At 65.4% G+C, this 25960-nt stretch carries 22 protein-coding genes; 10 read left to right on the forward strand and 12 right to left on the reverse strand.

The genetic code is table 11. The features are described 5' to 3' along the window. Positions 1-202: 202 nt before the first annotated feature. The 3 genes from LC062_RS08605 to LC062_RS08615 form a co-directional block, all read right to left on the reverse strand. On the reverse strand, positions 203-802 hold the full coding sequence (locus tag LC062_RS08605; protein WP_224910627.1) for a superoxide dismutase: 600 nt from the start codon (positions 800-802) through the stop codon (positions 203-205). Positions 803-1098: 296 nt separating this feature from the next. Further along, on the reverse strand, positions 1099-1506 hold the full coding sequence (locus tag LC062_RS08610) for a DUF4332 domain-containing protein (protein WP_224910628.1): 408 nt from the start codon (positions 1504-1506) through the stop codon (positions 1099-1101). 54 nt (positions 1507-1560) lie between these two features. Beyond that, positions 1561-1947 (reverse strand): DUF2267 domain-containing protein, encoded by a 387-nt coding sequence (locus tag LC062_RS08615; RefSeq protein WP_224910629.1) that lies wholly within the window; start codon positions 1945-1947, stop codon positions 1561-1563. Positions 1948-2124: 177 nt separating this feature from the next. Here LC062_RS08615 and LC062_RS08620 point away from each other — a divergent pair, with 177 nt between their 5' ends. From LC062_RS08620 to LC062_RS08640, 5 genes are all read left to right on the forward strand, one after another. After that, positions 2125-3675: a helicase HerA-like domain-containing protein gene (locus LC062_RS08620; protein WP_224910630.1), complete on the forward strand. Its 1551-nt coding sequence runs from the start codon at positions 2125-2127 to the stop codon at positions 3673-3675. Between the two features lie 34 nt (positions 3676-3709). Next, entirely contained in the window at positions 3710-4678 is a 969-nt protein-coding gene (locus LC062_RS08625; RefSeq protein ID WP_224910631.1) for a cation transporter, read from the forward strand. Between the two features lie 332 nt (positions 4679-5010). Beyond that, positions 5011-7203: an inverse autotransporter beta domain-containing protein gene (locus LC062_RS08630; RefSeq protein ID WP_224910632.1), complete on the forward strand. Its 2193-nt coding sequence runs from the start codon at positions 5011-5013 to the stop codon at positions 7201-7203. 151 nt (positions 7204-7354) lie between these two features. Continuing rightward, positions 7355-8746 (forward strand): M20/M25/M40 family metallo-hydrolase, encoded by a 1392-nt coding sequence (locus LC062_RS08635; RefSeq protein WP_224910633.1) that lies wholly within the window; start codon positions 7355-7357, stop codon positions 8744-8746. Positions 8747-8827: 81 nt separating this feature from the next. Beyond that, a complete protein-coding gene (locus tag LC062_RS08640) occupies positions 8828-9409 on the forward strand; it encodes an LOG family protein (protein ID WP_224910634.1) in 582 nt (193 codons plus the stop codon). 34 nt (positions 9410-9443) lie between these two features. On the opposite strand, the gene LC062_RS08645 is transcribed toward LC062_RS08640, so the two are convergent. Together LC062_RS08645 and LC062_RS08650 are read right to left on the reverse strand one after the other, a co-directional pair. Further along, the gene (locus LC062_RS08645; protein ID WP_224910635.1) at positions 9444-10124 is read right to left on the reverse strand and encodes a haloacid dehalogenase type II; all 681 of its coding nucleotides are present in this window, start codon (positions 10122-10124) and stop codon (positions 9444-9446) included. A 99-nt stretch (positions 10125-10223) separates the two neighbouring features. Next, positions 10224-10661 carry a VOC family protein gene (locus LC062_RS08650; protein ID WP_224910636.1) on the reverse strand — a complete coding sequence of 146 codons (438 nt, stop codon included), beginning with the start codon at positions 10659-10661 and terminating at the stop codon, positions 10224-10226. A gap of 317 nt (positions 10662-10978) precedes the next feature. On the opposite strand from LC062_RS08650, the gene LC062_RS08655 reads away from it, so the two are divergent. After that, a complete protein-coding gene (locus tag LC062_RS08655; RefSeq protein ID WP_224910637.1) occupies positions 10979-11836 on the forward strand; it encodes a branched-chain amino acid aminotransferase in 858 nt (285 codons plus the stop codon). A gap of 35 nt (positions 11837-11871) precedes the next feature. Here LC062_RS08655 and LC062_RS08660 read toward each other — a convergent pair whose 3' ends face one another. Both LC062_RS08660 and LC062_RS08665 read right to left on the reverse strand, forming a co-directional pair. Next, positions 11872-13086: a YbfB/YjiJ family MFS transporter gene (locus LC062_RS08660; RefSeq protein ID WP_224910638.1), complete on the reverse strand. Its 1215-nt coding sequence runs from the start codon at positions 13084-13086 to the stop codon at positions 11872-11874. A 327-nt stretch (positions 13087-13413) separates the two neighbouring features. Then, positions 13414-14115 (reverse strand): helix-turn-helix transcriptional regulator, encoded by a 702-nt coding sequence (locus LC062_RS08665; protein WP_224910639.1) that lies wholly within the window; start codon positions 14113-14115, stop codon positions 13414-13416. Between the two features lie 434 nt (positions 14116-14549). Here LC062_RS08665 and LC062_RS08670 point away from each other — a divergent pair, with 434 nt between their 5' ends. Together LC062_RS08670 and LC062_RS08675 are read left to right on the forward strand one after the other, a co-directional pair. Next, on the forward strand, positions 14550-15200 hold the full coding sequence (locus LC062_RS08670; RefSeq protein ID WP_224910640.1) for a DUF1131 family protein: 651 nt from the start codon (positions 14550-14552) through the stop codon (positions 15198-15200). Positions 15201-15284: 84 nt separating this feature from the next. Continuing rightward, positions 15285-16706, forward strand: coding sequence for a TIGR03808 family TAT-translocated repetitive protein (locus tag LC062_RS08675; RefSeq protein WP_224910641.1), 1422 nt, complete (start codon positions 15285-15287; stop codon positions 16704-16706). Between the two features lie 48 nt (positions 16707-16754). Here LC062_RS08675 and LC062_RS08680 read toward each other — a convergent pair whose 3' ends face one another. The 5 genes from LC062_RS08680 to LC062_RS08700 form a co-directional block, all read right to left on the reverse strand. Continuing rightward, complete coding sequence (locus LC062_RS08680; RefSeq protein WP_224910642.1) at positions 16755-17780, reverse strand: asparaginase; 1026 nt, start codon at positions 17778-17780, stop codon at positions 16755-16757. Further along, a complete protein-coding gene (locus tag LC062_RS08685; RefSeq protein ID WP_224910643.1) occupies positions 17780-18997 on the reverse strand; it encodes an aminotransferase in 1218 nt (405 codons plus the stop codon). The genes LC062_RS08680 and LC062_RS08685 overlap by 1 nt, the downstream gene beginning before the upstream one ends. Before the next feature lie 266 nt (positions 18998-19263). Beyond that, positions 19264-20649 carry a homospermidine synthase gene (locus tag LC062_RS08690; protein ID WP_224910828.1) on the reverse strand — a complete coding sequence of 462 codons (1386 nt, stop codon included), beginning with the start codon at positions 20647-20649 and terminating at the stop codon, positions 19264-19266. Positions 20650-20837: 188 nt separating this feature from the next. Then, a complete protein-coding gene (locus tag LC062_RS08695) occupies positions 20838-21971 on the reverse strand; it encodes a type III PLP-dependent enzyme (RefSeq protein WP_263625551.1) in 1134 nt (377 codons plus the stop codon). A gap of 545 nt (positions 21972-22516) precedes the next feature. Next, entirely contained in the window at positions 22517-23449 is a 933-nt protein-coding gene (locus LC062_RS08700; RefSeq protein ID WP_224910645.1) for an EF-hand domain-containing protein, read from the reverse strand. Positions 23450-23655: 206 nt separating this feature from the next. Between LC062_RS08700 and LC062_RS08705 the strand changes: the two genes are divergently transcribed. Continuing rightward, a complete protein-coding gene (locus tag LC062_RS08705; protein ID WP_224910646.1) occupies positions 23656-24384 on the forward strand; it encodes a response regulator in 729 nt (242 codons plus the stop codon). Then, the gene (locus tag LC062_RS08710) at positions 24381-25817 is read left to right on the forward strand and encodes an ATP-binding protein (RefSeq protein WP_224910647.1); all 1437 of its coding nucleotides are present in this window, start codon (positions 24381-24383) and stop codon (positions 25815-25817) included. The genes LC062_RS08705 and LC062_RS08710 overlap by 4 nt, the downstream gene beginning before the upstream one ends. Positions 25818-25960 lie beyond the last annotated feature (143 nt).

Raw genomic sequence — 25960 nt, forward strand, 5'->3', positions numbered from 1 at the left:
AAGGCAACTCCTGCGTCATCCCGGTCCCCGAACCGGGATCGGAGAGCCGAAAGACCTGCGTTTTCAATCAGCAAGGACGAGGGGCCGTGCCTCTCCGCCCCCGGATCTTCGCTGACGCTTCGTCCGGGAGGGCACCCCTTGGGGGCATTGCCATCACAAAAAAGGCGGCCACCAGGGCCGCCTTTTCCGTATCCGGGGGCCTTTAAGAGGCTGCCTGGAACAGCTCGTCCACATAGTCCCAGTTGATCATGTTGTCGACGAAGGCTTCCAGGTACTTCGGCCGGGCGTTGCGGTAGTCGATGTAGTAGGAATGCTCCCACACGTCGACGCCGAGCAGCGGCGCGGCGCCATGCACCAGCGGATTCTCGCCGTTCGGCGTCTTCATCACGACCAGCTTGCCATCCTTCATGGCCAGCCAGGCCCAGCCGGAGCCGAACTGGGTGGTGCCGGCGGCGATGAAATCGGCGCGGAACTTGTCGAAACCACCGAGATCGCTGTCGATCTTCGCGGCCAGCGCGCCCGGCAGCGAGGAGCCGCCACCATTCGGCTTCATCCACTTCCAGAAATGAATGTGGTTGTAGTGCTGGCCCGCGTTGTTGAAGAGGCCGGCGTTCTTGCCGTAGCTCTCCTTGACGATGTCCTCCAGCGACTTGCCTTCCAGGCCGGAGTCCTTCAGCAGATTGTTGCCGTTGGTGACATAGGCCTGATGGTGCTTGTCGTGGTGATACTCCAGCGTCTCGGCCGACATATAGGGCCCCAGAGCATCATAGGCGTAGGGAAGGTCCGGGAGTTCAAATGCCATAAAGAGGTCCTCCGAATGGGGCATGTCTCTTGCCGAAGCCACGAACCGAGGGCCGGTCCGGCTTCGCTCACGGGAGGCAACTTAGGCATGTCTCCCGCGCTCGGCAATGTCCGATCAGGAAAATCCCCGATGTGTGCGACATTTACCCAGCGCTAGCTGCGGAGACTTCCCCCGCGTTTGGCGCCAGCGTGAAGACCGGCGCCGCACAAGGCACCGGTCTTCATGGTCGGATTGCCGCACGTGCGGCGAGGCCTGCCGGATTGCCGCCGGCGCGGCGAACCGGCCTCGGCCGGCCCTCAGTAGGTCATCATCGGCGCCAGCTCTTTCGCCTGCTCGACCCATTTCACCACGTTCTTCTCGCTGGGCACGAGGCGGACGAGTTTCTTCTCGTCGTTGACCTCTTTCATCTTCGCCGCGAGATTTTCCGCATTGCGGTGCTTCAGTTCCTTGACCGTATCGACGCCGGCCGCTTCCAACAGCTCCGAATACTCTTCGCCGACACCGCTGATGCGCATCAGATCGGCCATGTTGGCCCATTTCAGGATACGTTTGTCGTCAATGCCGGTCTCCTCGGCCAACGCCTTGCGCCCCTTGGGGTCCTTGGCCCGCTCCAGATAGTCGCCGGTGGTCTTGATCCCCACCGCCGTCAGCTTCTCCGCATAGACCGGGCCGATGCCCTCGATTTCGATAATGGGATACGACATCAGTTTCTCCACCAATGAAGCCGGCCTCAACGCAGCCGGCGTTGCAATGCCTGATTACAGGATCTGACCAAGACCTGGGATCGCGTCGACCACCTCGTCGACGAGCTCCGGTCCAGCCTTTTCGCGGGCGAAAGAGACCAATTCGCGGGTCACGCCCTGTACCTGCCCCATATCGAGGCCGACGTTGGTCAGCTTGTTGAGCGCGGCCATGGCCCCCATGCCGCCACCCATCATGCCGCCAAGGCTGCCGAGCAGACCACCACCACTGGAGCCAGCCTCATCAAGCAGTCCCTCGGCGCCGGGCAGGGCCGCCATCAAACGGGCCACCTGCTCCTTGGGACCATCCGAATTGAGGAAATTGAGGATAATCTTCACCGCCTGTCCGGCGACGTCTTCGCTCACGCCAACGGCGCTGGCGATGCGGCTGATGAGTTCGTCCATGCGCCTTCTCCAGAATCACGCTTCAATGCAGGACGTATCTGACAATAGACTGAAGCGGATCACAACGGCTGTACAGCGCCGTTACCGCAAGGTACATCACGGGTTGCCCCTATTCTGACCGGCCCTGCGGCGCATCTGTGACGCCCCCAACTACCGGCAAACAGCGGAGACCATGACGTGAGCGCTGACGACAGACTTTTCCTCGGCGGCTCGGTGAAGCCGGAATACCTGTCGCTGCGCCTTGCCAACCGCCATGGGCTGATCACCGGCGCCACGGGCACGGGCAAGACCGTCAGCCTGCAAATCCTCGCGGAAAGCTTTTCCAATGCCGGCGTGCCGGTGTTCTGCGCCGATGTGAAGGGCGACCTGTCCGGCATCGCCGCCGCCGGCGAGCCCAAGGATTTCCTGGAAAAGCGGGCAGCCGATATCGGTTTTCTCGAAGACTATGTCTATGAGGACTTCCCGACCGTGTTCTGGGACCTTTTTGGCGAACAGGGCCATCCGATCCGCACCACCGTGTCGGAAATGGGGCCGCTGCTGCTCGCCCGGCTGATGGATCTCAACCCCACCCAGGAAGGGGTTCTGAACGTCGCCTTCGAGCTGGCCGACGACGAGGGGCTCCTGCTGCTCGACCTCAAGGACCTTCAGGCCCTGCTCGCCCATGTGGCCGAGCGCTCCTCCGAACTGTCCAAGCTCTATGGCAATGTGTCGAAAGCCTCGGTCGGTGCGATCCAGCGCCAGCTTCTGGTGCTCGACCGCCAGGGCGGAGAAGCCTTTTTTGGCGAACCGGCGCTCGACATTCGCGACATGATGCGGATCTCGCGCGACGGGCGCGGCGTCGTCAGCGTGCTGGCCGCCGACAAGCTGATGGCCGCGCCTCGCCTCTACGCCACCTTCCTCCTGTGGCTGTTGTCGGAGCTGTTCGAGGAGCTGCCCGAGGTCGGCGACCCGGAAAAGCCCCGGCTGGTGTTCTTCTTCGACGAGGCGCATCTTCTGTTCGACGAGGCGCCGAAGGCGCTCCTCGACAAGATCGAACAGGTGGTGCGGCTGATCCGCTCCAAGGGAGTTGGCGTCTATTTCGTCACCCAGAACCCGCTGGACGTGCCCGAAACCGTGCTTGCCCAGCTCGGCAACCGGATCCAGCATGCGCTGCGCGCCTATACCCCGCGCGAGCAAAAGGCGGTGCGGGCCGCCGCAGAGACCTTCCGCCCCAACCCGGAGCTCGATACCGAGCAGGTAATCATGGAACTGGGGGTCGGCGAGGCGCTGGTCTCGACGCTGGAAGGCAAGGGCATTCCTTCGGTGGTGCAACGCACGCTGATCCGGCCGCCCTCCTCCCGCCTCGGTCCGCTGACCGCCAGCGAGCGCCGCGCGTTGATCCGGCTCAGCCCCGTCGCCGGGATCTACGACGAGGCGCGCGACCGGGACTCCGCCTTCGAGGTCCTGCGCCGGCGCGCCGAGGAGGCCGCCCGACTGGAAGAGCGCCAGCGCGACCGGGAAGCGCAGGAGACCAAGCGCCGAGGGGCGCCGCGCCGCACAAGATCGGGTTTTTCCGTGCCCGATTTCGGCCGGGACGACACGCCTGCCCCGTCGCGTAGCCGCAGCCGCAGCCGTCGCTCCGACAGCGTCACCGATACGGCGGTCAAATCGGTGGTGCGCTCGCTCGGTTCCGCACTTGGCCGGGCATTGGCCCGCGGTATTCTCGGTTCGATGAAGCGGGGATTTTAGGCTGCCCCCCCGAACGCAGGCGCAGGAGACAGGCATGCCCGCAAACGCCCACCCACCGCGCAGCGACATGGAGATCGAGGCTCGGGCCCTGACGGTCGGCAAATGGGCCAACCTCTTCATGGCGGTCGCCGGTGTCGCCACCGCGCTGCTGTCGCACTCCGATGCGATGCTGGTGGACGGGCTTTATTCCGCAGTCAACTTCCTCTCCGCCATCGTGGCCGCGCGCATTGGCCTGTCCATCGCCCGCCCCGCGAACCGGCGGCGCCCCTGGGGTTATGACTTCGACGAAGCGCTTTACGTCACCTTCCGCAGCATGATCCTGATCGGCATCCTGATCTTCGCCCTGTTCGTCAGCCTGTCAAAGATCGCCACCTATCTGACCGGCGGCACAGTGCCGACGCTGGTGTTCGGCCCGATCGCCGTCTATGCGGTCACCGTGGTCCTGATTTGCGCCGGTCTCGCTTACAATTACCACCGCGCCTACGTCACCACCGGACGGCGCAGCGCCATTCTCCAGACCGAAAGCAAGGCGTCGCTGATCGATGGGGCCATCAGCCTTGGCGCCGGCGGTGCGCTGCTGTCCCTGCCCTTCCTGCCTGGCACCGTGCTGGAACCGCTGATCCCGATCGGCGATGCCCTCATCGTCGTCACCCTCGTGGCGCTGATCATCTGGCAACCGGTCAGCCTGTTCCTGCGCTCGCTGGCGGACCTTGCCGGCATCAGCGCCCCTCCGGCAACGGTCGCCGCTGTCGCCCGCCGCACCCGCGCGGCTGCGCTGGAGACCGGCTTCCGCTACCTGCGCTGCGCCGTCCTGCGCGCCGGGCGCAGCCACTATGTGGCGGTCTATCTCGATCCGCAGCGTTCGGTCACGGCGGCCGAGATCGACGCCTTCCAGGCCCGGCTGCGCACGGCTCTGGACGAAGCCATCGGCTCCCTGCGGCTGGAGGTGATCATCACCGAACGGCGCGGGCCAGAAATAGGGGACGCCAGACTGTTGCCCTGACGCTTCCCTCAAGTTCTGCGACCCGCCTTCCGTCGGGTCTTTGGTCAAAGAAGCGCCAAACTCCCCTTTCGCGAGAAAAGATCAAGCGGTTTCAACCAACTATTAATTCTTGAGTCATTGACTCCTGTTTTGCCCCGGTCTATCGAGGCGCCCATGTTCTGACCTCCCGGTCAGGCCCTGACCTCTTCGGACCGCCCCCAGCTCCTCCCGCCAGGCCCGCGGCCGTTTCCATCACATCCCAGATTCGGAAAGTCCCGTTCACCGCCAGGTGGCGCGGAGCGAGCGCCTTCGCGCGCGCCGCTGCCCGCCCTGCGGCCCGGGAAGGCAACGCCATGACCCAGACCCTTCGCCGCCGGCCGGCGCTGACACTGACCACCACCGCCCTTTGCGGCTCCCTCGCCCTTGTTCCCCTCCTCGGCGCCAGTGCCCTTGCCGGGGATGGCAGCACCGGCGATACCCGCAAATGGGGGCCGCATATCGAGGTCGGCGGCAAGGCCGGCACCAAGCGGAGCATCGGCGAGACATCCGTGTTCGTGCCGCTGTTCCAGAGCTTCGACCGACTGATCTACACCGACATTCGCGGCACGTTCGGCAGCGAAGGCTCGCAGGAGGTCAACGCGGGCCTTGGTGTGCGCCAGATCATCGACGGGCGCTGGATCGCCGGCGCTTACGGCTTCTTCGACTACCGCCGCACCGAGCACAACAGCCACTTCACCCAGTTCACCCTCGGCGGCGAGGTGATGACCGAGGCGCTCACCTTGCGGGCAAATGCCTACCTCCCCTTCGGCAAGACCACCCAGTCCGTTGCGGCCTTCGACACCGCCAACGTGGGCGGCAGCGGCATCACGGTGCGCGAGGGTCAGGAACGGGCGATGACCGGCTTCGACGCCGAAGCCGGCGCCCTGCTCAAGGGCCTGAGCCTGCTGCCGGAGGGCAAGGACCAGCTCTGGCTTCACGCGGGTGGCTACGCCTTCTTCGACGACAAGGCGGATACGATCTGGGGGCCGCGGGTACGCGCCGAATACCGTATCGACGATGTGCTGGTGGAAGGCACCCGGCTCAGCCTTCTCGCCGAATACCAGTATGACGAACCACGCGGCAACCAGGGGTTCTTCGGCGCCCGCCTGCGCCTGCCGCTGCAGCGTGCGCTTGGCATGGACGAGGGCCCGCAGCTCAGCCCGCTGGAAAAGCGCATGACCGAGACGGTGGTGCGCGATGTCGACATCGTCGCTCAAGGGGGCGCCTATGGCCGGGCGGTCACCGGTGTGGATGCGGCAACCGGCGCCGCGCTCGACAATCTCACGATCCTCGACGCGGGCAGCGCAACGCTGGAAAGCGACATCGCGAGCGCCGGCTCCGCCCGCCAGATCTTCGTCCATGGCGGTACCGGCCCGGTGGACATCTCCGGCACCATCACCCTGTCCGACAACCAGCGCGTGGCCGGCGCCTTCGACGTGCGCAACCCGCTGACCGGGCGCAGCGTGCGGGTGGGCGGCGCCCACCTCAACGCCACCGACGCGGGTGCCGATATCTTCCAGATGGCCAATGACAGCTCCGTCACCGGCTTCACGCTGACGGGCGGACGGACGGCGATCACCGCGCAAGGCGCGAACGGGGTCACCGTGGCCGACCTGCGGCTGGCCGGCCAGGCGGTCGGCGGCGTCAACGTGGAGAACGGCGCTGGCCTGACGGTGCGCAACGTCGCCATGTCGGACATCAGCTTCGCCGGCGCGGACGGCTTCAGCAACTTCGACCCGACCGCGCTGGTCAAGGGCGTGGGCCTGCGTCTCGACCGGGTCGATGGCGCCGATATTTCGGGCGTCTCGATCAACCGGGTCGGCACCGGCTTCTTCGCCAATGTTTCGAAGAACCTCACCGTCCGCGACATGGCGATCACCGAGACCGCCAAGGAAGGCGCCGTCTTCCACTATGTGCACAATGCCGACCTGGAGCGGCTGAACATCGACCGGACCGGCGCGGACGGCTTTGCCTTCGTCGCCTCCGGCGACATCGCCTACCGCAATTCCTCCCTGACCAATCTTGGCGCGGTGACCAACCTGGGCAAGCGCAGCGGTATCAACATCAGCGGCTTCAGCGGCGATGGTTCGATCATCGTCGGCGCCGAATCGAACAAGGGCTATCACTTCGAGGGCCTCACGATCGCCAACGCCAGCAACAGCGGCATGATGATCCAGGAGATTCGCGATTCCGACTTCCGCGACATCTCGATTTCCAACGTCGACGTCATCGGCATCCAGTTGATGCAGATGATGAACCCCGCGGACAATCTGACCTTCGCGGATATCACCATCGACCGTGCCGCCAAGGCCGGCTTCTGGATGATGGGCACCTTCTCCGGAATGAACGGCAATGTGAGCGTGACCAACTCGGGCAACGATTGCGGCCGCTCCCCCTACATGGCGAGCGCGCTCAATCAGGCGGCGGGCGACGCCTTCTCGGTGAACGGCACGCAAATTACCAGCGCCAACATCGAAAGCGCCTGCGTCCAGGTGAGCAACTTCTAGGGCAAAGATCGCCTCTCCCGGACAGCCAATGCGCGGGGCCGTTTTCCGATCTGCGGAAAACGGCCCCGCCTGCGTCTTGCCTCGCCTGGTGATCTGTGGCCATGTACGGCCCTCAAATCCTGCCATCATCACATTGTTTCTGGAGCATCTCATGTCGCAGCTTGACCGGGTTCTCGCGCGGATTGACAGCGATCTCGACACCTCGCTGAACCGTCTGTTCGACCTTCTGCGCATCAAGAGCATTTCGACCGATCCGGCCTACAAGGACGACTGCCGCCAGGCGGCCGAGTGGCTTGCCCGTGAACTCACCGAGATCGGCATTCCCGCCACCGTGCGCGACACCACCGGCCATCCGATGGTGGTCGGTCACCGCAAGGGCGAGGGAAAGCCCGGACCGCATGTGCTGTTCTACGGCCATTACGATGTCCAGCCGATCGACCCGATCGAACTGTGGGAGGAAGACCCCTTCGCCCCGCGCATCGTTACCCGCGAGGACGGCAGCAAGATGATCGTTGCCCGCGGCGCGGCCGACGACAAGGGTCAGTTGATGACCTTCGTGGAGGCCGCACGGGCCTTTATCGCCGAAACCGGCGACCTGCCGCTCTCCGTCTCGGTGCTGCTGGAGGGCGAGGAGGAATCCGGTTCGCCCTCGCTGCATCCGTTCCTCACCGCCAACAAGGACGAACTGTCCTGCGACCTGGCGCTGGTCTGCGACACGGGCATGTGGGACCGGGAGACCCCGGCGATCACCACCATGCTGCGCGGAATGGTGAAGGAGGAGGTGACCGTCACCGCCGCCGACAAGGACCTGCATTCGGGCATGTTCGGCGGTGCGGCACGCAATCCGATCCATGTGCTCACCAAGGTCCTCACCGGGCTGCATGACGAGAACGGCCGGGTGACCCTGCCCCATTTCTATGAGGGCGTCGTGGAGATGCCGGAGGATGTCACCGCCCTTTGGGACAGCCTTGGCTTCGACCAGGAGGCCTTCCTCGGTGGGGTCGACCTGAAGGAGCCGGCGGGCGAGACCGATCGCTCGGTTCTGGAGCAGATCTGGACCCGGCCCACCTGCGAGGTCAACGGCATCTGGGGCGGCTACACCGGCGCCGGCTTCAAGACCGTCATTCCCTCCGCCGCCCATGCCAAGATCTCGTTCCGCCTGACCGGCGACCAGGATCCCGATCAGGTCCGGCTGTCGTTCCGCACCTATGTGCGGGCGCAGATGCCGAGCGACTGCACCGTGACGTTCCACGACCAGAGCGGCAGCCCGGCGCTGCGCATGCCGTTCGACAGCCCCGCCCTTGCCAAGGGACGCAAGGCGCTGTCCGACGAATGGGGCCGCGAAGCAGCTTTGATCGGCTGCGGCGGCTCGATCCCGATCGTCGGCGACTTCAAGACCATGCTCGGCATGGATTCCATGCTGATCGGCTTCGGCCTTGACGACGACCAGGTGCATTCGCCGAACGAGAAGTATGAAATGACCAGCTTCCACAAGGGTATTCGCTCCTGGGCCCGGGTGCTCGACGCCCTCGCGGCGGAGTGATCAGCGCCTGCTGACAGCCTTGAGCCCGGCGCGCCCAGCGGCGCGCCGGCACACGCCCTCCCGAGAAAAAAGGACAGGCAGTTGAAATCCATTTGTGTCTTTTGTGGCTCAAGCATGGGCGGACGGCCGGACTACCGGGCCGCCGCCGAACAGGCAGGTCAGGCGATTGCCCGCAGCGGCCGTCGTCTCGTCTATGGCGGGGCAAAGGTCGGGCTGATGGGCGTTGTCGCCGATGCCGCCCTTGCCGCCGGCGGTGAGGTGGTCGGCGTGCTGCCGGTCTCCCTGCAGGAAAAGGAACTGGCCCATGAGGGGCTGACCGAGCTGCATGTGGTCCGCTCCATGCATGAACGCAAGGCGATGATGGCGGATCTTTCCGACGGCTTCATCGCCCTGCCCGGCGGCGCCGGCACGCTGGAAGAGATTTTCGAGATCTGGACCTGGGGCCAGCTCGGCTATCACCGCAAGCCCTGCGGCTTTCTCAATGCCGCGGGCTATTACGACGGCCTTCTGAGCTTCCTCGACCTGCAGCGGGACGAGCAATTCGTGCGCCCGGAAATGCGCGCGATGGTGCTGGTCGACACCGATGCCGGTGCGCTGCTCGATGCGTTCGCCGCCTATCAACCGCCGTCAACGCCGAAGTGGATCGAACGCTCGCAAACCTGAGAGACGCCGAAAAAAGCCTGCTGGCGCCGGCGCTTCAGCCGAGCGCCAGCAGCCCGTTCAGGTCGGTCAGCACCGCCGCCGGCGGCAGATCGGCATATTCGTCGGCCGCGCCCGTGCGGTTGACCCAGACCGTGCGGAAGCCGAAGGCGCTGGCGCCGGCGATGTCCCAGCGGTTCGATGACTGGAACGACACGGTTTCCGGATAGATGCGGAACTGGTTGGTGACCAGTTCATAGACGTCCTGGCGGGTCTTGTAGGTGCGCAGGAGATCCGTGGAGAACACCTCGTCCAGCAGATCTTCGATGCCGGCGGCCCGCACCGCCGCTTCCAGCATCTGCGGCGAGCCGTTCGACAGGATCGCCAGCCGGTGCCCCTCATCCTTCAGCCGCTTCAGAACCGTCGGCACCTCCGGATAGCAATCCAGCTTCCAGTAGGCGTCGAGCAGCTTGCGCCGCAGTTCCGGGTTTTCCATGCCGACGATGGAAAAGGCGGTATCGAGCGCCTGTTCGGTCAGCGACCAGAAATCGACATAGCGATCCATCAGCGCCCGGGTCCAGGAATATTCAAGCTGCTTTTCCCGCCAGATCACCGACAGGCGCAGCGCCTCCGGGCCCATCCCGCTCGCGTGACGGCGCACCGCCGCATGAACATCGAACAACGTTCCATAGGCGTCGAACACATAGGCCGAGATCGGCTTTTGCGGGGAGAGAGACATGATGACCCTTTGCGCGGCATGCTTTTTCTTGTTCCGCTGCCAAGAAAACAGCCATCACAGACCAAGGTCAATGCTTTTGTGCGGCGCAAAAAGCCGCGTTCATCCTGCTGGCGGCGGCACTTGCATCCTGCCTGACGCATCGAGCGGAAAGACCGGATTGAAAGCAAGTTCCAGCAGATGCCCTCCGGGAATACGGACATAGCCTGAATAGCCGCCCCAGAAGACGGCCTGCGGTGGCTTGATCGGCTCCGCCCCGGCCGCCACCGCCTCGGCGAAGGCGGCATCGACCTCCGCCTCGCTGCGCCCGTTCCAGGCGATCGAAGTTGCAGTGAAGACGCCGCCATCGTCCGCAACGCCCGCATCCTGCGCGAGCGCCGCCCGGCCGAACAGCCCGAGGATGGAACCGCCGGTGTCATAGAACGCCACGTCGTCGCCGCCGAAGCCTGCGGGCCGCCAGCCCAGCCCCTCTTCGAAGAACCGGCGGGCCCCGGCGAGGTCCTCCACGCCCAGCGTCACCAGTGTCAGCCTCTGCTCCATGTCGCCCTCCTCGCCGTCGACGGACAATGCAACATTCAGATGAGAACATAAGAGAAACAACCGATCAATCCCGGCACCGCGAACACCTTCCCGGCCCGGGTCGCGCGTCTCGCGTTTCAAAACCTTCCCCCACAGGATTTCTTTCGCTTTTCGCCCCTTCAGGGGAAAAGTCACCCGAACGCGGCCGCGGGGCAGAACATTGTGGTTGTTTTCTCCCTTCCCGGTAGCAAGGCCTTGACCTTGTCGCGCGAAGGGCGTTCGATCCGGCGATCAACCGACCGGCCGCCAAGCGCCGGCGCCAACACGGGGAGACGCCCATGACCGAGAGGTCGACCACCTGGAACTGGATTGACGGCGAATGGCATCCGGGAAATCCGCCGATCATCGGACCGCGCAGCCACGCCTCCTGGCTCGGCTCCAGCGTGTTCGACGGCGCCCGTGCGTTCGAAGGGGTCACGCCAGATCTCGACCTGCACTGCCAGCGGGCGAATGACTCCGCCCGGGCGCTCGGCCTGACGCCGACCATGACGGTCGCCCGGATGATGGAACTCACCCGGGAAGGGCTGGAGCGCTTCGACGCGAACGCCGCCGTCTACATCAAGCCCTATTACTGGGCGGAGGGCGATGGCATCGGCACCATCGCGCCGGATCCGGAGAGCACCCGCTTCTGCCTGTGCCTGTTCGAAGCGCCGATGGCACCTGAAGGCACGGCGATCTCCGTCACGCTCTCGCCATTCCGGCGTCCGACGCTGGAGACCATGCCGGTCAACGCCAAGGCCAGCTGCCTCTACCCCAACAACGCGCGCGCCATCGTCGAGGCCAAGGGGCGCGGCTTCGACAATGCCATCGTGCTCGACATGCTCGGCAATGTGGCGGAGCTGACCACGGCCAATGTGTTCATGGTCAAGGACGGGGTGGTGCTGACGCCGGCCTGGAACGGCACCTTCCTCAATGGCATCACCCGGCAGCGGATCATCGGCCTGCTGCGCGCCGACGGCTATCAGGTGGAGGAACGCACCCTCGGCTATGGCGACTTCCTCGATGCGGACGAGATCTTCTCGACCGGCAATTACTACAAGGTGGTGCCGATCAACCGGATCGAGGACCGAGACCTTGCGCCCGGCCCGGTGGCCGCCCGGGCCCGGGAGCTCTATTGGGAATTCGCCAAGAGCTGACATCGGCCCAGAAAGCCGACTTTGACGAGGGCGTATCAGCCGCCCTCGTCACCCCCGATGCCGACAAGGCCCGCAGCCAGGACAAGGGCCACCGCGGCCGCCAGGGAGGGCAGGACAAAGCTGCCCGACAGATCGGCGCCGACACCGGCAAGCACCGGCCCGATCGCCTGACCGGCACCGAAACAGGCCGTCATCAACCCAAGCGCCTTGCGCGGATTGGCGGCGGACAAGCGCCGCGCCTCCATCAGGCCAAGGGCGGTGATCCCCATGAAGGTGCCGCCGAACAGGATCGCGGCCAGCACGAAGCCGCCAACACCGGTGACTGTGACACTGGCCACCACTCCCACGGCCTCCAGCACACAGGCGAGCGCGAACGCCCGCCCACCGCCGATCCGGGCGGCCACACGGTTCCACACCAGGATCGAGATTGCCGCACACAGGCCCACCAGCGCCCAGATGGGGGCCTCCAGCGCAGCCAGTCCCTCGCTGGTCCTGAGGATCGTCGTCAGGAAGGTCGCGGTCACCACATAGCCGACGCCGAACAGACCATAGGCAAGAGACAGGCGCAGCAGGGCCGTCGAGGGGGCGGGAGCCGCCGTCGCGCCGCTGTCCCCCTGCCCTGCCGGAACGCTCTGCGCCGCGCTTGCTGCATCTCCGGAACGCCGCGCGCCGCCGGCCTTGCCGCGTGCGCCAAGACTGAGGCCCACCAACAGGCAAAGCCCTGCGGACACCGCCCCAGCGGCCAGCCACAGGCCCGGCCAGGAAAACCCGAAACGCGACAGCGTTCCGACGACCGCTGCCGACAGCGCGATGCCGAGACCCACGCCGGCGAAATGCACCGCCGACAGGCCCGGGCGGCCATCGCGCGCCAGTTGTTCGAGCACCAGAACCGAGGAAAACACCAGCACATAGGCGCTGGCCACCCCGCCAGCGAAGCGAACCAGCGACAGAAACAGAAGATTGTCGCTGAGCCCCATGATCGCCGAGGTGGCGGCGCTGGCGATGAGCGCGAGGAAGAACCCGCGCCGCAGATGATCGGTGCCGCCGCGCATCGCCGCCAGCGCGCCCACCAGATAGCCAAGATAGTTGGCGGAGGCGATCAGCCCACCTTCCGCAGCGCTAAGCGGGATCCCCTCGATCATGAAGGGAAGCAGCGGGGTCAGCGCGAACCGGCCAATGCCCATCGCCGCCGCCATGGCGAACAGTCCGGCCAGCGCCGTGCGCAGCGGCGAAACGCCCGCCCCGCTCACAAACGGCCCTCGCCAGCGGGAACGCGGACCTCACGCAAGGCCGTCAAGGAAATCGCCCCCGCCCGTCGCCACACTGACAAACGGCAGGCGCGCTCCAGCCTCTTCCCTTCACTCACTTGACCTGTCCCCTGAGAATCATCGCCAACCATCGCCAGCCCGATCGCGGTGCGTGTTCCGGGCGACTCAGTTGTATGAGCGCAAGTTCAGCGCCTTCGGCGCGCGAATGCAACCGCCGAGCAAGAGCAAGTGCGATGTGGGGGAATAGCGGAGCGCCCGTTTACAACGGGCACCGCTCATGCCCGGTGCCGTCTGCAGGCGCTGCTGAGCTCAGAGGCGGATCTGGCCGTAGCGCAGGGCCTCGACCACCGTATGGGTCTTGTTCGACGCATTGAGCTTGGCGCTGGCGTTTTGCAGATGTGCATGCACCGTCCGCTGGGAGATCTCCAGAAGGCTGGCGATGTCATTCGCGGTCTTGCCCAGCGCCGTCAGTTCCAGCACCCGCCGCTCGCGCGCGGACAGATCACCCGGCCGCTGCGTCGAGATCACCCCAAGCTCGATCAGCCGCCGGAACGCGGCATTGCAGATCAGCTCCAGATTCGACAATTCGAGCTTGCCGCCATTGATCCGCTCGCCGCCGCCCAGCACCAGCGCCTGGAACGGATGCGCCTCGGTGATCGGCACGACGACGACCTGGGTGTCGGCGCCGATCGAAGCAAACAGCTCAGAATGGGTGGTGTCGCCGGCCGTCACGTCCCAGATGAACGCCCGAGACCGCATCAGCCCCAGCATCAGCGCGCTGTCCTCCGCGTCGATCCCCGAGCGCTCGATCCCGCCGAGCCGCTCATCCGCCCACCTGAGGCGATGCACCAGCCCTTCAATCGGGCGATTGGGCATCGGCAGCCCGGTTACCAGGATGTGAGAGGCCCCCATCCGGCGCAGCTGCGCCTCGATGACATCCAGAACGTGCTTGCCGGTCTGAGCCTCCGCAATCGCCGCAGCCTTGGACTGAATCTCTGTCGGGTCGGCCATGGTCCTGCCTTTCAGTGAACAACGTCGTCGGAGTATATCGAGCGCGGAGAAACTCGCCCTGATGATTCCCCGCAATCCTCTGGCTTTCTCTAATCCGGACAGCCAACCGGAACCTGCTGACAGAGCCACACCGCCACCTTCTCAGCGGAGCAAATGGCCACTCTGCCCTCGTCAAAACTATACACAGCAAGATACACGTTAACTCGTGGACGATCCAGATTCTTCGCAATTCAGCCCGAACGAGGAGTGCAATCTTCCGTAACGATTCTCAAACACCTCATCGCACCATATTAGTGTCTAATACCATTTCAATCAACCAATGATTGCGATTACACCTTCGATTCAAACCGGTTTTCCACGCCCCTTCTCCGGGGCAGCGTCGCCATGGCCCTTGCCTTGCCGCCTCACCCGGATGCACAAAAGACCCTCTCGCATTGCACTCCCGCGCGGGGATCGGTCGATTCGCACCGGCAACCCAGCGTAACCCCTTGAAAGATATCATGCGCTCCGCACTTCCCCTTATCTGTTGCATCCTTGCGGCATTCGTCGCCACCTGCTCCCCCACCTTCGAGGACACCGGCCCGGTCATCGTCGCTCGCACCTCCGATGTCACGCTGGTGCAGATTTCCGAGGCCGGCGTGGGCAATCTGAACGGGCAGACCGCCTATTCCGCCAAGGCCATCCAGGCAGCACTTCCGGGCTTCACCACCGAGGGTCTGCAATCTGCGACGGAGAACAAGACGGAATGGGCCATCGGCGCGTTCAATTCCGACGGTTTCCAGGTGCTGCAGGTGTTCAAGGGGGCGGATGGTAAAATTCGCGAAGTGCATGGCGTGACCCATCACCTGCAGGGGCCGAACGGCGAGCGCATCGGCATGACCTTCGCCGAGGTCGGCAGCCGTCGCGGCGACTGCCGGGTCGGCCGCAACCTGTGGCGTGGCATGGCCATCTGCAAGTCGAGGGGAGCGGACCGGGTCACCCTGGTCTATGCGATCTCGCAATACGCAGGCCCGTTCGACCGGCTGCCGCCGAGCGACCAGCTGGATAAAGCGATGATCCAACGCATCATCTGGACCGCTCCCTGATCCATCTTCCGGATCTGTCCCGGATCGGCACAGCGGGTCCGGCACGCCTCTTGCGCCCCACGGCGGGAACAAGAGGCAGATGGCATGATACGAGACAGGCAGGCCCGCCTTCGCGCGCCTGAAGACACGCAAACCGAGCATCTGCGCGGCCTGTCGCGCCGCAGCCTGCTGCTCGGCGGAGGCTTCGCCCTTGCCGCAGTGCCGGCGACGGCTCGGGCGGCCACCCGAATTGCCGGGCTGCGCGGCACGATCGAGGCCAGCGAATTTGGCGTGCGCCCCAATGCCGGCGACGACCAGAGCGCCTTGCTGCAACAGGCGATCAACGCCTCGGTGGAACGCGGCCGCGCGCTGTTCCTGCCTAGCGGGCATTATCCCGTGGCCAACCTTCGCCTGCCCGGCGGCGCCCGCCTTGTCGGCATCCCCGGCCAGACCTGGTTCGACTATCTGGGCGGCGGCCACCTCGTCTACAGCGAAAAGGGTGCGGCCATCGGCCTCAAAGGCATTCACTTTGATGGCGGCAACAAGCACCTTGGCGACTACACGCCGGCGCTGTTGCATTTCTCCGACGCGGCTGATCTGTCCCTCGAAAGCTGCACCATTTCCGGCAGCGCCAAGACCGGGTTGGCGCTGGACCGGTGCTCCGGGCGCATCATCGCCTGCACGGTGTCCGGCGCCCGGCAGGCGGGCATCCGCTCGGTGGAGGCAACCGGCCTTTCGATCACCGACTGCCACGTACACGACTGCGCCAATGCGGGCATCCTCGTCTACCGCTGGAGCGAGGGCGAGGACGGCACCCTGGTCTCCGGAAACCGGGTGGAGCGGATCGCCGCGAAGGATGGCGGCACCGGCCAGAACGGCAATGGCATCAACGTCTTTCGCGCCCATGGCGTGATCGTCAGCGGCAACCGGGTGACCGATTGCGCCTTTTCCGCGATCCGGTCCAATGCCGGATCGAACATCGTCATCAACGGGAATTCCTGCCTGCGCTCCGGCGAAACCGCGATCTACTCCGAATTCGCCTTCCAGGGCGCGGTGATCGCCGACAATCTGGTCGATGGCGGGACCATCGGCATTTCCATCGCCAATTTCCTCGATGGCGGCCGGCTGGCCACCTGCTCCGGCAATGTGGTGCGCAACCTGACCGTGGATGGCCCCTACCCGGCCGAGGTGCAGGGCTTCGGCATCGGTATCGCCGTGGAGGCCGATACCGCACTCACCGGCAATGTGATCGAGGAGGCGCCGCGCTTCGGCATTCACATGGGCTGGGGGCCCTACCTGCGCAATGTCACGGCGACGTCAAATGTGATCCGCGCCTGCCCGACCGGGATCGGCGTCACCGTGGTGGACGGTGCCGGACCGGCCTTGATCGCCAACAACATCATTCAGGACGCAAGCCGGGGCGCGATCATCGGCCACCGCTGGAAAGAGGCGGTGACCAAGGATCTGACGCAGGTGGGCGCGGAGGCGTTCCCGCATCTGACGATCCAGGGCAACGTGGCGGGCTGATCCGGGATCAGGCCGGATGCCTTGGCGGGAGGTCTCAGGCGGGACAGGTCAGGCGAGCGCACGCAGCGGCGCGAACGCCTCTGCCACTGGCCGCACCGCGCCGACGGCGCGCCCGTTCCAGTTGTCGAGACGCGGGTGCAGCCAGGGCTCCAGCCCCTTTCGCTCGTCCTCGTCGAGATCCAGAAGCGCCTCCAGCACGGCGGCCATCATCACCTGCGAGGCGCGGGTGCCGCCATCCTCGCATTTCAGCGCCACGCCGAAGCCAAGCTCCGGCAGCGCGGCGGTGAAAACCCCCTCAGCGCCGGTCTTGACGAAGACACGGCCGCCGAACAGCTCCATGACGCCGGTGCAGAACCTCTCCGTGCCGGCGACCATGAAGGGCGTCTCGACGCAGGCGTCATAAAGCCGCTCCGCCGCTTCCGCGCGCAAAGGCGGCAGTCCGGCGCCCGTGCCAAAGCGGGCGAAGGCCAGCGCCAGCGCATCGAGCGGCATGGCGTAGGTGGGGATCGAACAGCCATCCGTACCGCGGGCGGCCTGGGTGAGCGAGACGCCGCTGATTTCCTCCAGCACGGCCCGCACTTCCTGCTGTACCGGATGCTCCGGCTCCACATAGCCTTGCGTCGGAACGCCAAGGGTACGGGCAAGGCCGAGGAAGCCCGCATGCTTGCCTGAGCAGTTGTTGTGCAGCGGACAGGGGCTTTCATCACGCTGGTGCAGGTGGGCGACATCCTGCATGCGCTTCGGCCAGTGGCTGCCGCATTCCAGCGCGCTCTCATCGAGCCCCGCTTTCATCAGCATCACCCGCGCCGCGTTGACATGCACCTGCTCGCCATTGTGCGAGGCGCAGGCGAGCGCCAGCTCCGCCGGCGACAGGTCGAGCGCGTCGGCCGCGCCCGATTCCACCAGCGGCAGCGCCTGCAGCGCCTTGACGGCGGAGCGTGGGAATACCGGTGTCGCGACACCGCCGATGCTGGCGACCAGCGCGCCATCGGCGTCGACCACCGCAAGGGCGCCCCGGTGCCGGCTTTCGATGGTTTCGCCGCGCAGCACCTCCACCAGCACCGGATTGTCCATCAGATGTCTCCAGCCGCCGCGACCTGGCGTTCCCGGTCAGCGCCCGCAGCGGTGCGGCGGCTTGCCACCCAATCGCCGAGCCGCTCCAGTGCCCCGTCAATCACGCTGTCGCGCTTGCAGAAGCAGAACCGGACAAAGTTGGACGGCGCATCGGACACATAGAAGGCCGAGACCGGCACGACCGCCACCCCCGCCTCTTCCACCAGTTGCTGGCAGATGGCGACGTCATCGCCCTCCAGTCCGAGCGGCGAGACATCGCAGGTCACGAAATAGGTGCCGGCACAGGGCAGCACGCCAAAGCCCAGCGCGGCAAGCCCGCGCGAGATCCGGTCACGCTTTTCCTGCAGGTCGTCGCGCAGCTCAAAGAAGTAATCGTCCTCCTTCGCCAGCCCGTAGGCCACTGCCTTTTGCAGATTGGGCGGGGTGGTGAAGGTCACGAACTGATGCGCCTTGGCGATCGGGTCCAGAAGGTTCGGCGCGGCGGTGATGTAGCCGACCTTCCAGCCGGTCAGCGAAAAGGTCTTGCCGGCGGACCCGATCCGCACGCAGCGCTCGCGCATGCCCGGAAAGGCCATCAGCGGCATGTGCGCGCGGCCGTCGAACAAGAGGTGCTCATAGACCTCGTCGCAGATCGCATAGACGCCATACTCGATGCACAGCCTGGCGATCTCCGATAGCTCATCCTCGCTGAACACCTTCGCCGCCGGGTTCATCGGGTTGTTGATGAGGATCGCCTTGGTGTTTTCGGTAAAGGCACCGGCCAGCGCCTCAAGGTCGAGACGCCAGTGCGGCGGGGTCACCCGCAGGCGCACCGGAATGCCGCCGGCCCGCTTCACCAGCGGCAGGTAGCAGTCGTAAAGCGGCTCGATCAGGATTACCTCATCGCCCGGCTCCAGCAGGGCAATCAGGCTGTCGGCCAGCGCCTCGGTGGCTCCCGAGGTGACCAGCACCTCGCTCTGCCAATCGACATCAAGGTCGTAGAACCGCTTGTTGGTCGCCGCCACCGCCTGACGCAGCTCCGGCAGGCCGAGCATCGGCGGATACTGGTTCGGCCCGTCGATCAGTGCGGAGGCGGCGATACGGCGCACGTCCTCCGGGCCGTCCACATCCGGAAACCCCTGACCAAGATTGATCGCGCCGTTGGCATTCGCCATCCGGGACATGGTTTCGAAAATGGTGGTTTGCAGGCCGGTGAACACCGGATTGGTCGGCTTCATGCTGGCATGTATCCCTCACCTGCCACGCGGAGGACCCGCGCGGCGGACGCCGCGTATGTAGCCATTCAGCACCGCGCCGTCGAGCATGGAAGCACGAAACGGGGCAGGTTTTTCAGCGTCGCCTGCTCTTCATTGGCGGGATTCCGCCAATGAAGAGCCTTGCCGAATGGCGCGGGCGACATCTTACCCGAAATACCGAAGGTTGTCCGCCCCCTCTGGGACACGCCCCCTACCGGTATTCGGCTTTGCCGTGATTCCGCCGGACGTCAGCGCACCAGCATGTTGCGGAACTGCCAGGGGTCGCTTTCGTCGATATCCTCGGGAAAGAGGCCCGGCCGGTCGGCAAGCGGGGTCCAGTCGGTGTAGTAGCCCTTCACCGGCCCCAGATAGGGCCTCTGGATCTCCAGACAGCGGCGATAATCCATCTCGTCAGTCTCGACGATACCCGCCTCAGGGTTTTCCAGCGCCCAGACCATGCCGGCGATCACCGCCGAGGAGACCTGCAGGCCCGTCGCGTTCTGGTAGGGCGCGAGCTCCCGGGTTTCCTCGATCGAAAGCTGCGAGCCATACCAATAAGCATTGCGGGCGTGCCCATAGAGCAGGACGCCGAGTTCATCGACGCCGTCGACGATCTCGTCCTCTTCCAGCACGTGGAATTCCGGCTGCACCTTTCCGGCCGCGCCGAACAGCTCATGCAGCGACAGCACGGCGTCATTGGCCGGGTGATAGGCGTAATGGCAGGTCGGCCGATAGACCGCCTTCTTGTCCTTCTTCACCGTGAAGTAATCGGCGATGGAGATCGATTCATTGTGGGTGACGAGGAAGCCGTACTGGGCGCCGGGCGTGGGGCACCAGCTCCGCACCCGGGTGTTCGCCCCCGGCTGCAGCAGATAGATCGCCGCCTTGCAGCCCTTCTTGTGCTTGCGCGCGTTCTTCGGCGCCCATTTTTCGTGGGTGCCCCAGCCAAGCTCGGAGGGCTGGAAGCCTTCGGAGACGAAACCTTCCACCGACCAGGTGTTCCAGAACACGTTCATCGGCTTGGGCGCGCGGGCACGCTGGGTGTCGCGTTCGGCAATGTGGATGCCCTTGACCCCGACCTTGCGCATCAGCTTGGCCCAGCCCTTGCGCGTGGTCGGCTCCTCAAAGGCGGTGCCAGTGTCGCGGGCGATGTCGACCAGCGCCTGCTTGACGAACCAGGACACCATGCCCGGATTGGCGCCGCAGCAGGAAACGGCGGTGGTGCCGCCCGGGTTCTTCTTCTTCTCGCGGCGCACGGTCTCGCGCAGCGCGTAGTTGGTCCGCGCTTCCGGCCCGGCGCTGTCATCGAAATAAAAGCCGAGCCAGGGCTCAACGACCGTATCGATGTACAGCACCCCCAGTTCGCGGCACAGCTTCATCAGATCGAGCGAAGAGGTGTCGACCGACAGGTTGACGCAGAACCCCTGCCCGGCGCCCTCGGTCAAGAGCGGCGCCAGCACCTCGCGGTAGTTGTCCGGCGTGATCGCCACCTTGCGGAAGGCATAGCCCCGCTCCTCGACCAGCGCACGGGCGTCATCGACCGGGTCGATCACCGTGACCCGCGCCGGATCGAAGCGGAAGTGGCGCTCGATCAGCGGCAACGTGCCCTTGCCGATGGAGCCGAAGCCGATCATCACGATCGGGCCGGAAATGGTGCCATGAACCGGATGCGCCTTGCCGGACGAGGCCGGTGCCGGCGCCACTTCCACGCCTTCCGGTGCGGCCGCCGCGTCCACCTCTGTGCGATCGGTCGTCATGCGGGGGATCCCCTTTTTTCTGAAGAATGAGCGGTCGGGACCGCCGGTGTTACCGGCGGCCGCGATCAGATGACATAGGAGCGGAGCGGCTCGAAGCCATTGAACGCCACCGAGGAATAGGTGGTGGTGTAGGCTCCGCAGGCCCCAATCAGCACCTTGTCGCCAATCGACAGGGAAACCGGCAGCTCATAGGGGGTCTTTTCATAAAGGACATCGACGCTGTCGCAGGTCGGCCCGGCCAGGATGCATGGCGCCCGGTGATCGTGATCCTTGTCCGTGCGGATCGGATAGCGGATCGCCTCGTCCATGGTTTCGGCCAGCCCGTTGAACTTGCCGATGTCAAGATAGACCCAGCGCAGCTCGTCCTCATGGTCGGACTTGCGCGAGATCAGCACCACTTCCGCTTCGATCATCCCGGCATCGCCGACCATGCCCCGCCCCGGCTCGATGATGGTTTCGGGGATCTGGTTGCCGAAATGAGTGCCAAGCGCGCGGAGGATGGCCTCGCCGTAGTGCGGCACGCCGGGCATGTCCTTCAGGTAGCGGGCGGGAAAACCGCCGCCGAGATTGACCATGGCCAGGTGGATGCCACGCTCCGCCATTTCGCGGAAGATCCACGCGGCAGTGGACAGCGCCCCGTCCCAGGCCTCGACATTGGCCTGCTGCGAGCCGACATGAAACGACACACCATGGGCGACCAGACCGCCGCGATGGGCGTGTTCCAGCACGCGCGGCGCCATTTCCGGCGCGCAGCCGAACTTGCGCGACAGCGGCCAGTCGGCCCCGACACCGTCGCACAGAATGCGGCAGAACACCCGGGCACCCGGTGCGGCGCGGATGATCTTGTCGACCTCCGCCTCGCAATCGACCGCGAAGAGGCTGACGCCGAGTGCGTGGGCGCGGGCGATGTCGCGCTCCTTCTTGATGGTGTTGCCGAAGGAGATACGCTCCGGCCCGGCGCCGGTGGCCAGCACCATCGCGATCTCGGCGAGCGAGGCGCAGTCGAAGCAGGAGCCGAGATCCGCCAGAAGCTGGATGATCTCCGGTGCCGGATTGGCCTTGACCGCGTAGAACACGCGGGTGTCCGGCAGGGCATGGCTGAAGGTCAGGTAGTTGTCGCGCACGATATCGAGATCGACGACAACACAGGGGCCGTCGGATCGTCGCTGGCGGAGGAAGTCGAGGATGCGCTCGCTCATGGCATTCACCCGTTCGGTTCAAGTCGCAGGGCGCGCATGCACGAAGGGCCTCGACCGCGATGGAGACGGGCAAGACATTTCCTGCAAACACGATCGGTCGGGCGCCTGACAACCTCGTGTCAGTGGCCGTCCCGCGATTGAGCTGCCTTGGATTGGAACGGGGTCCCCGCACCGCACGGCCGGCAATGATGTAATAAGTGCCTCTTCAGTGACCCCGGGACTTGGAACCCCGGCAGAGACCAAAAAAGCCCTCTTACGTCGTTGCTTTAAGCCGTTCGTTTTGCCGCTCTCTCCGGATGGGTCCGGGCCCTTGAGCGGCTGCCATCGGTTGACCGATTGAACGACCACGGGCACGTGCGAATTTGGGCAAGCCGGTATATGCGGCAAGGGGGCGTCACATTCAAGCGGAAATCACGCGACGCACCGTGTTTTTTTGACCATGGGGCCATGCTTTTCTTACCATGGGGAAAGGCGCGAAACCTCACGTTCCGCGCCTTGTCCGTCACCTTGCCTCACAGCCGCCGGTCAGACGGCGCGCAAGGGCCTCAGTTGTTGCCGCCGCGGTTCATGCCCTGGCCCTGTCCGCCGTTGCCGCAATCGCCGCCGCCGCGTTTGCCGCGCATACCTTCACCGCGCTTGCCGTGATGACCGCGCATGCCCTTTCCATACCGGCCGCGATCCTCGATCGACAGCGCGTCGTCGCCGTTGCGGTCCATCCGCTTGACGATGCTTGCCATCGGCTCGGTGGCCTCTTCCCGGGTCACCGACAGGTTGCCGTCCCGGTCGAGACGCTGGAACATGCGCACCATGCGCCGGTCGGACCGCGCCACCCAGACCGCCTCGTACTCTTCAAGGGTCAGCGCGCCATCGCCATCCTTGTCCGCATCGGCGAACAGCTTGGCACGGGCTGCCTCGACCTCTTCCCGGGTCACGTTGCCATCGCCATCGGCATCGAAGTCCTGCATCTGGCCCATGCGACCCATGCCGTCCGGACCCCGGCCGGCGCCCTTGCCGCCGCCGCGTTTTTCCATCCTGTCCATCATCCGGTTCATGCGCCGGTCGAATTCGGCCTTGGTGAGCTTGCCGTCGCCATCCACGTCATGACGCTGGAAGCTGCGCACCTTGCGATTGGCGAATTCGGCCGCATAGGCCTTCTTGAACTCCTCCAGCGACACGCCGCCGCTGGAATCCGCGTCGGCCTTGGCGAACATGTCCACCAGCGTGGCGTCGATTTCCGCCTGGGTGACGCGGCCGTCCTTGTCCGTGTCGAACCGCACCACGAACCACTGTGCCATGCCCTGGTGTCCGCGCCCCATGCCCATGCCGTGGTGCCCGGATCCCATGCCCTTGCCCATGCCATGGTGCCAGCCGCCCTCGCCCCCACGGCAACCGCCACGATCGGCGAGTGCGGGGACAGCGAGGCTGCCGACGAGCGTGGCAGCAACGGCGGCAACGGCGAATTTCCTGAAATTACTCATCGCGAGACATCCTTTCGGGTTTCGATGCGATGCCCCTGAGATAGGGAGCGTTTGTCGCAGAACTATGCCGGGAAGACCACGCATGTGTCGCAATCTGTCTTGCCCTGCCGGCCTGATACAGTTGATTACAATTGCCCTTCCCCGCCGGCGGCGCGACCGACTACCTATAGAGCAACGAAACAGGCGCAGACCCAGCCGGACCGAGCATGACCGACCACAGCCCCCATATCCTCGTCGTCGACGATCACCGCGACATTCGCGAGACGCTGGCGCGGTATCTGCGCAAGAACGGCTTTCGCGCCTCGGCCGCCGATAGCGCACTGCAGGCCCGCAAGTTCCTCAAGGCGGCTGCCGTCGACCTGATCGTGCTCGACATCATGATGCCGGGCGAGGACGGGCTGTCGCTGTGCCGGCATCTGGTCGAAAGCGACACCATTCCGGTGATCCTCCTGACGGCCATGGCCGAGGATACGGACCGGATCGTCGGGCTTGAGATCGGCGCAGACGATTATGTCACCAAACCATTCAATCCGCGAGAGCTGCTGGCCCGCATCCGGGCGGTGCTGCGCCGGTCGATGCAGGTGCCGAAGGACCGGGACCCGGTGGAAGCAGAAACCCTTGCCTTCGCCGGCTGGCGCCTCGATGTGCCCAAGCGGCTCCTCACCGGCGCCGACGGGGTGGCGATCCCGCTGTCGACCGGCGAGTTCCAGCTCCTCGTCGCCTTTCTCAAGCGTCCGAAGATGGTGCTGTCGCGCGATCAGTTGCTCGACCTCACGTCCGGCCGCAGCCCGGGCGTCTTCGACCGATCCGTCGACAATCAGGTCAGCCGATTGCGGCGCAAGATCGAGGCCGACCCGAAGACCCCGGAGCTGATCAAGACCGTCTGGGGGGGCGGCTACACCTTTACCGCCGATGTCGAGGACGGGACCGAATGACGAACTGGCGCCTTTCCCTCTGGCCCCGGTCGCTCGCCGGCCAGCTGATCGCCCTGCTGCTCATTGCCCTTGTGGTGGCGCAGGTCTTCACCTTGTGGATCTTCGCCGGCGAACGACGGGTGGCGCTGGTGGAGATGGCGCGCAGCACCTTCCTGGCACGGGGCGCGTCGCTGGTGCGGGTGCTGGAAGAGGCGCCGCAGTCGCAGTATCCGGAGATCCTGAAGGCCGTCTCCAGCCACTTCCTCTGGTTCCAGGTGGACAGCAAGCCGGCGCTCGCCGCCAGCGGAACGCGGCCGGCGGAGCGCCGCCTGGTGGAGATGTTCCGCGAGGAACTGGGAGACGACCGGGACATCCGCATCGATGTGATGGCCAAACCGCCCAGCTCCATCCGCCATCCGCGCGCCACGGAGAAATGGGCGCAGCGTCGCGACACGGAGGGGCGCGAGCGGCGTGACATGGAGGCGCGAGACCGGCGCCGGCGCACCGGCATCATTGCGCTGGCGATGAGCGTGCCCCTCAAGGACGGCCAGTGGCTGAACGCGGCCACCCGTTTCCGTCTGCCGCGCCACACCTATCTGCCGATGCTGGTCTCCATCGGCCTGATGGCGGGCGCCATCGTGCTGATCATCGCCGTCACCATCCGCCGCCTGACCCGCCCCTTGCGCGAGTTGGCCGCCGCCGCCGACCGGCTCGGGCGCGGCGAGGATGTGGATCCGCTGCCGGAGACCGGTCCCGCCGAGGTGCGCGGCACGATCCATGCCTTCAACGTGATGCAGGACCGGCTGACCCGCTTCGTCCGCGACCGCACCCGCATGCTCGGTGCCATCAGTCACGACCTGCGCACGCCGATCACCTCCTTGCGCATTCGTGCAGAGTTCATCGAGGACGACGAAAACCGCGAGAAGATGATCGAGACCCTCGACGAAATGCAGCACATGGTCGAGGCGACCCTGGCGCTGGCGCGCGACCAGTCCTCGCGCGAAGCGGCGGCGAAGACGGACCTTGGCGAATTCGTCGATGCCATCGCCGACGACTACCGCAGCACCGGCCGCCCGGTTACCTTCGAGCGGCCAGAGGCGCGCATCGTCACCACCATTCGCCCGATCAGCCTGAAGCGGGCCCTGCGCAACCTGATCGACAACGCGATCCGCTACGGCGGCACGGCGGAGCTCAGTCTGGAAAGCCGTCCGGACAGCCTCGTGCTGTCGGTGCGGGACAGCGGGCCGGGCATTCCCCCGGATCGGCTCAAGGACGTGTTCGACCCGTTTGTGCGCATCGAGGAATCCCGCTCTGAGGAAACCGGCGGCATCGGTCTTGGCCTGTCGATCGCCCGCTCCATCGTCCATGCCCATGGCGGCACGCTGACGCTGGAAAACCGGAGAGAGGGCGGTCTCAACGCCCGGATCAGCCTGCCGCGCTGCGCCGCAGCATAAGTGTCCAGCGCGCAACACCCAACCCTGCGTAGCGGCCACGCCCCATTAAATACAACATACAGGTTGTATGTTTTCGCCTGATATGTGATGACCAAGCGCGCATCCGGCCCGGTAGTGACCGATGCTCGCCTCGATCGGCCTCG

The organism is Stappia indica (assembly GCF_020177335.1).
Classification (GTDB): domain Bacteria; phylum Pseudomonadota; class Alphaproteobacteria; order Rhizobiales; family Stappiaceae; genus Stappia; species Stappia indica_B.

Bases quoted from the DNA above. Each gene is read 5' to 3' on its own strand.
- LC062_RS08605 (WP_224910627.1), bottom strand. From the start codon at position 802: ATGGCATTTGAACTCCCGGACCTTCCCTACGCCTATGATGCTCTGGGG.
- LC062_RS08610 (WP_224910628.1), bottom strand. From the start codon at position 1,506: ATGTCGTATCCCATTATCGAAATCGAGGGCATCGGCCCGGTCTATGCG.
- LC062_RS08615 (WP_224910629.1), bottom strand. From the start codon at position 1,947: ATGGACGAACTCATCAGCCGCATCGCCAGCGCCGTTGGCGTGAGCGAA.
- LC062_RS08625 (WP_224910631.1), top strand. From the start codon at position 3,710: ATGCCCGCAAACGCCCACCCACCGCGCAGCGACATGGAGATCGAGGCT.
- LC062_RS08630 (WP_224910632.1), top strand. From the start codon at position 5,011: ATGACCCAGACCCTTCGCCGCCGGCCGGCGCTGACACTGACCACCACC.
- LC062_RS08635 (WP_224910633.1), top strand. From the start codon at position 7,355: ATGTCGCAGCTTGACCGGGTTCTCGCGCGGATTGACAGCGATCTCGAC.
- LC062_RS08645 (WP_224910635.1), bottom strand. From the start codon at position 10,124: ATGTCTCTCTCCCCGCAAAAGCCGATCTCGGCCTATGTGTTCGACGCC.
- LC062_RS08650 (WP_224910636.1), bottom strand. From the start codon at position 10,661: ATGGAGCAGAGGCTGACACTGGTGACGCTGGGCGTGGAGGACCTCGCC.
- LC062_RS08655 (WP_224910637.1), top strand. From the start codon at position 10,979: ATGACCGAGAGGTCGACCACCTGGAACTGGATTGACGGCGAATGGCAT.
- LC062_RS08665 (WP_224910639.1), bottom strand. From the start codon at position 14,115: ATGGCCGACCCGACAGAGATTCAGTCCAAGGCTGCGGCGATTGCGGAG.
- LC062_RS08675 (WP_224910641.1), top strand. From the start codon at position 15,285: ATGATACGAGACAGGCAGGCCCGCCTTCGCGCGCCTGAAGACACGCAA.
- LC062_RS08680 (WP_224910642.1), bottom strand. From the start codon at position 17,780: ATGGACAATCCGGTGCTGGTGGAGGTGCTGCGCGGCGAAACCATCGAA.
- LC062_RS08685 (WP_224910643.1), bottom strand. From the start codon at position 18,997: ATGAAGCCGACCAATCCGGTGTTCACCGGCCTGCAAACCACCATTTTC.
- LC062_RS08690 (WP_224910828.1), bottom strand. From the start codon at position 20,649: ATGATCGGCTTCGGCTCCATCGGCAAGGGCACGTTGCCGCTGATCGAG.
- LC062_RS08695 (WP_263625551.1), bottom strand. From the start codon at position 21,971: ATGAGCGAGCGCATCCTCGACTTCCTCCGCCAGCGACGATCCGACGGC.
- LC062_RS08700 (WP_224910645.1), bottom strand. From the start codon at position 23,449: ATGAGTAATTTCAGGAAATTCGCCGTTGCCGCCGTTGCTGCCACGCTC.
- LC062_RS08705 (WP_224910646.1), top strand. From the start codon at position 23,656: ATGACCGACCACAGCCCCCATATCCTCGTCGTCGACGATCACCGCGAC.
- LC062_RS08710 (WP_224910647.1), top strand. From the start codon at position 24,381: ATGACGAACTGGCGCCTTTCCCTCTGGCCCCGGTCGCTCGCCGGCCAG.